The sequence below is a fragment of the Corynebacterium sp. NML130628 genome (assembly GCF_001875665.1).
Lineage (GTDB): Bacteria > Actinomycetota > Actinomycetes > Mycobacteriales > Mycobacteriaceae > Corynebacterium.
This window is the reverse complement of record NZ_MLAL01000035.1, coordinates 1-6,093: the sequence shown is the minus strand read 5'-3', so window position 1 is coordinate 6,093 and position 6,093 is coordinate 1. Positions and strand designations below refer to the sequence as shown.

Sequence of the window (6,093 nt, the reverse complement as noted above, 5' to 3'; positions counted from 1 at the left end):
TGAGGTGTCAACCACCACCCCAGGTTGTTTCCTCAAGCTAAGTGTCAACCATGTCGCGGCTGAGGTGTCAACCATCAGGAAGGTTCTCGCAGGCACGCCGTGTCAACTATGTCGTGGCTTCGGACACCTCCGGGCGCACCATTTCACCCCAGCCCACCGTGTGTGGGTTGGGGTTTCGAGTTTATGGGGTCGCCGGAGGTATCCACATGTAGCTTGTGGGCAAACTCTAGAAACACCTGCGCACAGGTAGGGGCGTGCGCTACCATCGCATCGGTAATTTCTTACATGCGAGAGCGGGCTCATTGGTGGCTAACCGTTGAGACGTGACTCTGTTCGTTGTTGTTCAATGTCGTTTAGTGCTATGATCAGGTTATCGCCACCTGTTACGACAGGATCGGAAGAAGACCCTGGGCCCCAGCCGGACGACTGGACCCAGGGTCTTCGCTTACCTTTAGCGTTCCGGGGGAAGAGAGAGGGAATCTGGCTTAAGGGCTTAAGGGCTTAAGGGCTTAAGGCCCATTTTGTGTGTGTTTAGCTGCGTCCGGCCCACTCTTTTCTCACGCCTAAGCTGGCTGGGGTTGCCCGCAAATCGTGGACACGTAGTGGAGCTACATTGTCAGGTCTCTGGCAAGCGCTCCATCCCTATGCGTGGCACCCCGAGCGTGACTCTGCAGAAGCGAGGCATCTTGTCGGTCAACGCCGCACGTAGAAGCATGCTCGATCTTCCTCTGTGCTGCTCGACACCAACACACTAACTGTTCACCACATTCCGGCATCGCGTTCGAGCGACCTAGGCAAATCCGCGAATCCGGTGCGCGCGCCTATGCGGACCGGTAGCGTCGTGCGTACACACGCACCGAAGGGAATCGCACTATGCAACTGATGACGCTTCGCCTGCCCGATGGGGGCACAGCCGCTGCGCGCCGCACCGGGGAAACGACCGCTGTAAAGCTCGACTTTCAAGATGTCGGTGAGCTCCTCGCCCAAGAAGGATGGCAGGAGCTCGCTGCGGCAGAGGGGGAGCAGGTTACCTTCCGGGACGAGGACCTGTCGCCGGTTATTCCGCGTCCCGGCAAGATTATCTGCGTCGGGATGAACTACGCGAACCATATTCAGGAAATGGGCCGTGAGCTGCCGAAGTTTCCGACGCTGTTCATCAAGTTCGCTGATGCGCTGACCGGCCCCTACGACGATGTGAACGTTCCCGAATGGGTCAGGAGTGCCCTGGATTGGGAGGGGGAATTGGCGGTGGTGATTGGGAAGAGGGCGCGCCGCGTAGAAGAGGCGGACGCGGCTGACTACATCGCGGGCTACGCGGTGGCCAATGACTACACGATGCGCGACTACCAGTACGCCACGATGCAGTGGCACCAGGGAAAATCCTTGGAGAAGTCGGCGGGGTTCGGGCCGTGGCTGACCACTCGCGACGACTGGGACGGGGCGGGGGAGCTGACGACGCGCCTCAACGGCGAGGTAGTGCAGAACGATTCGACGTCTGACCTGGTGTTCACGCCGGAGTTCCTCATTGAGTACATCTCGCACATTTACCCACTCAACCCCGGCGACACGATCTTGACTGGTACGCCGGGTGGGGTTGGGCATGCGCGCGACCCGAAGCGCTATGTGGGTGACGGGGACGTCGTCACGATTGAGATTGAGGGGCTGGGGCGCATTTCGAACCGCACGGTGTTTGAGTTCGAATAGCGCCCAGCACCCTTACTTTGCGGGGGTGGTGGGAACGACTGGCGCCGTAGTGGTCACCGAGCCGGTCGGCTGCTGTCCTTGCTTGCCAGAGCTGCCGACGGTGATGTCGATGTCCTTGACGTTTGGGATGCAGCTGCGCAGACCGGCAATTGCCAGCAGCGTCACCACGACACCGATCAGGCCACCGCCGACTGCAGTAAGTGTGCTCGCATCCATGTTGAGGGAGCGCGCGGTGTCGCGCAGGGTGCGGTCGATCGCACCATCGCTGAGGCCCGGAATCCGCAGTCCTGCGGCGTTTGACAGTGCAACCGGGACTAAAGCCAGCAGCGGGAGGCCGAGGCCCACCATGGTTGCAATGCAGCGAGGATCGGAGATGCCGCCCTCGGCACCGACGCGCGCGTTCAGGTTCGAGGAGCCACCGTTGCCCTTGCCCTGGCCTTCGCCGCCCTGCTGGCCACGCTTCGAGGATCCACCGCCGGAGCTAAGTGGTAGGCCTTGCACGTTCGGGTTCGCGTTGTTGGTGATGATGGGGTTGCCGTTGTCGGTGACGTTCACGGTCGGGTTTGCGTTGTTGGTCACCACGACGTTGGGGTTGCCGTTGTTGTTCGCGTTGTTGGACCCGTTGTCGGAGATGTTGACGGTTGGGTTCGCGTTGCCGGTGACGGTGACGTTGCCGTTGTTATTGCCGCTGTCGTTGACCTTGGCATTGTCGGTGACAACAATGCTGACCTGGGGGTTGCCATTGTTGGACCCGTTGTCGGAAATGTTGACGGTTGGGTTCGCGTTGTTGGTGACGGTGACGTTGCCGTTGTTATTGCCGTTATTTTCGAAGCGGAACGCGCCGTTCTCAATCTTGATCAGGCCTTCGAGCATTCCCTTGAGGTTGCCAAGTAGTCCACCTCCGGAGCCACCTTTGCCATCTCCGGAACCATTAGAGCCGCCGGAGCCACCGCCGAGAAGCCCACCGAGCAGGTTTCCGAGGGCGCCTCCAAGGCCGCCGGAGCCACCTCCGAGGAGTCCGCCCAGGAGTGGGCCAAGGACGCCACCGAGGCCTTTCGCGATTTCCCCACCAGTGGTCTGTGGGTTGGTGGCGTTGATGCGGATGGTGCGCTCGACGGTGGAGGTGCCGTCGCTAATTTTGACTGGCAGGTCGAACACACCCGGGGTGAAGGTGGCAGGCGCGTTGACTTGCACTTGGCCGTTGACGTTGGTGAAGGACCAGAGTGGGTACTTTGCGCCGCTGCGCTCAATCGTGAGGTTCTCCGGCAGTGTGAGGCCCGGAACCGGCTTCACGCGCTGCTTCTCGAAGTCGACTGAGTAGATCTTGTTGAAGTCCGGCAGGTCGCCTTCCCAGGCGGCGGGAGGCATGGTGTCGGTGAGTTTAACCTTCAGGGTGCCGGAGTATGGCTTGCCTTCCTTCGGTGTGATGGTGACCGGAATATCCGCGCTGCCAGCCTTGATGGCGTTGTTGAAGGTGATCTTGTTCCACGGCTTGCCGATGGTGACGTTGCCCTCCGCATCAACTTCCACCGGCCAGCGGGTGGTGCTGTCCCAGTAGGTCGACGCGATCTTGTCCCCGGGATTGAGCTTGGCCTCCGGCACGGCGACGGTGTCTTTGTTCCAGAAGTTCTCAGCCTCGTAGGTCTTGTTGAAGTCGAACTTCGGGGCCTCAGGGGTTGGGGCATTCTCGCTTGTCGACGGCTCCTCCGACTCAGCCGGCGCCTCAGGTTCGGAAGAGTTAGATGGTGCCTGTGGTTCGGAAGACTCAGATGGCGCCTCAGACGCAGACGTGGTGGTCTCCGGCGTGGTGGTCGCAGATGTGGTGGTTTCTTCCGCTGGCTTCTCGTCCTTCACGGTGATCTTCAGTGTGGCCTCGTATGGCTCGCCGGCGATCGGGGTGACCTTGATTGGGATCTCGACGGTCTTGCCGACCTTGCTGCTGAACGCCAAGCCGTCGCTCGGGCGACCTACGGTCAGGACGCCGAGTTCGTCGACGGTTACCTTCCAGCGGTACGTGCCGACCGTCGTCCAGCTGTAGTAGGTCTCCACCTTATCGCCGGGGTTCAGGGCGAGGTCTTTGAGTTGGACCGTTGTGGCGTCCCAGAAGTTGACCTCTTCAGGAGTATCGAAGTCGGATGCCTGCGTCGCAACAGTTTGTGCGTGGGCTGTGGGGAGGTCGGACGTCGAAACGCTGACGAATGGGGCGACCAGCGCGATGGAAAGCGCACCGGCAGCGATGGAGATGCGCTTTGTGCGCGTGCTGTATGCCATAAACTTGTCCTTTGCTCAAGAGCGAAAACGCTGTACTGGTTCCGCAGTACAGGTATGTCACAGATGAATATCGTTGCTGTTCAGTAAAACTTAACATTCTTACCCCCGCCCAAGGCTAGAGGTGGAAAGAGATATGCAAAACATGCAGGTAGTTCGCCGGACAAAAAGAGACGTTATTCCACCTCCGGGGGTAAGTGCGGCTACGCTTGCAGTGCTTGACTTGGTCAATCTTGGCCATTCTTGGCGAGGTGAAAGGACGTGGAGATGAAGATCAATGACCCCGAGCAGCTCTACGAGCTCGAGCGGCGACTGGAGGACCACGACCCTGAGATAGAAGAGCTGTCGGAACTTCAGGAGCAGCTGAAGCACGTCCGCCTCAAAGACATCATCGCGATGATTGAGCGCACCGACGCCACGAACGGTGCGAAGATCCTGCGCCTGTTGTCGCCGGAACGTTCCGCAATTGTCTTCGACGTCCTGGACCCAGCCCACCAGGCTGACATGGTCGCCGCGCTTGGCGACGAAGCCGTCGTCGGCTTCTTCGACGCCCTCGGCGCCGAGGACCGCGTGGCCCTCCTCGACGAGCTTCCGCCCGAGGTCGCGGCTCGCCTCATGCGCGAACTCGATGAGGATGATCAGCGCGTCACCAACGTCGTCCTTGGCTATGAAAAAGGCACCGTTGGCCGCGCGATGTCGCCGGAGGTTCCCCTGGTCACGCCGCAGATGACGGTCAAAGAGGTCGTCGATAATTTGCGCGAGAACGTCGACAACCTGGAGACGATCTACACCGTCCCCGTCACAGACGCACACCGCACGCTGTTGGGCATCGTTTCTTTGCGACGCCTCTTCCAATCCAACGCCAACCAACCAGTTTCCGAAGTCATGCGGGAAGCGCAGTACGCCTACGCTTCCGACGATGCCGAGGACACCGCCCGCTGGTTCCTATCCTCGAACCTGCTGGCGTTGCCGGTCGTCGATAATGAACACCACCTCGTGGGCATCTTCACCTACGACGAAGCCCACGACATCGTCGAAGAAGCAGACAGCGAGGATACCGCCCGCCTGGGTGCATCCGAAGCCCTGAAGCGCCCGTACCTCTCCACGCCGGTGCAGGCCCTGGTGAAGAGCCGTATCGTGTGGCTACTGGTGCTTGCAGTCTCCGCGATTCTGACCGTGCAGGTGCTCGGCATCTTCGAAGACACACTGGAGAAGGCCGTAGTGTTGTCCTTATTTATCCCGCTGCTGACAGGTACCGGCGGCAACACAGGCAACCAGGCCGCCACCACCGTGACCCGTGCCCTTGCACTCAATGACGTGCGCAACCGCGACGTGGCCAAGGTTGCGTGGCGTGAAATGCGAGTGGGCTTGCTGCTCGGCGCGGTACTCGGCTCGTTGGGCTTTGTGCTGGCAGGGCTGGTGTTCGGGCAGTCGGTTGGCATCGTCATCGGGTTGACGCTGCTGCTGGTGTGCACGATGGCCGCGACAGTAGGTGGCGTCATGCCGATCATCGCCAAGACCATCGGTGCCGACCCAGCTGTGTTCTCCAACCCGTTCATCTCCACATTCTGTGATGCGACCGGTTTGATTATTTACTTCTTCATCGCCAAAGCAGTTCTGGGGATCTAGCATGCGTTTTGCTGCACTCGCTGTTTCGGTGTAGAGTTTCTTTCGTTGCCTGCAAGGCAGCAAATATCGCAAATACCGCGCCCGTGGCTCAACGGATAGAGCATCTGACTACGGATCAGAAGGTTGGGGGTTCGAATCCCTCCGGGCGCACCATGTCCTCAGTCGCGACATAGTTGACAACTCAGTCGCGACATGGTGGACAAACCGGTGCCTTGGTTTTTATTTTTCCGAGGCACCGGTTTTGTTTTTAGGCCAGTGGGGGTTGGCCTTTTCGCCAGTATGGTTTTTGGTAATTGCGAGACGTGTCGATGTAGTGCTCGGTGATGATTTCGCCGGTCTCTTTTAGCGATGTGGTGACGTGGTTATCGGTGATGACCATCAGGATGTGTTTGCCGCCGTAGGCGCGTCCAATTCCTAAGTGGTAGAGCCTTCCGGCGTAGCGGATGGTGACTTTGCCGTTGGTTCCGACGATGTCTTGGCGGATGCGCCATT

The 6,093-nt window shown here is 59.7% G+C and carries 3 protein-coding genes, 1 tRNA gene and 1 pseudogene; 3 read left to right on the top strand and 2 right to left on the bottom strand.

Annotated features, from left to right (window positions below):
* The first annotated feature begins 873 nt into the window (after positions 1–873).
* Positions 874–1,704 carry a fumarylacetoacetate hydrolase family protein gene (locus tag BJP07_RS08830; protein WP_071567116.1) on the top strand — a complete coding sequence of 277 codons (831 nt, stop codon included), beginning with the start codon at positions 874–876 and terminating at the stop codon, positions 1,702–1,704.
* Between the two features lie 12 nt (positions 1,705–1,716).
* On the opposite strand, the gene BJP07_RS08825 is transcribed toward BJP07_RS08830, so the two are convergent.
* Positions 1,717–3,975 carry a hypothetical protein gene (locus tag BJP07_RS08825; protein ID WP_071567115.1) on the bottom strand — a complete coding sequence of 753 codons (2,259 nt, stop codon included), beginning with the start codon at positions 3,973–3,975 and terminating at the stop codon, positions 1,717–1,719.
* 264 nt (positions 3,976–4,239) lie between these two features.
* On the opposite strand from BJP07_RS08825, the gene mgtE reads away from it, so the two are divergent.
* Positions 4,240–5,601 (top strand): magnesium transporter, encoded by a 1,362-nt coding sequence (gene mgtE / locus BJP07_RS08820; protein ID WP_071567114.1) that lies wholly within the window; start codon positions 4,240–4,242, stop codon positions 5,599–5,601.
* A 77-nt stretch (positions 5,602–5,678) separates the two neighbouring features.
* A tRNA-Arg gene (locus BJP07_RS08815) sits at positions 5,679–5,754 on the top strand.
* A gap of 94 nt (positions 5,755–5,848) precedes the next feature.
* Here BJP07_RS08815 and BJP07_RS08810 read toward each other — a convergent pair.
* Positions 5,849–6,093 (bottom strand): annotated as a pseudogene (locus tag BJP07_RS08810) (IS481 family transposase); the annotation flags it as partial.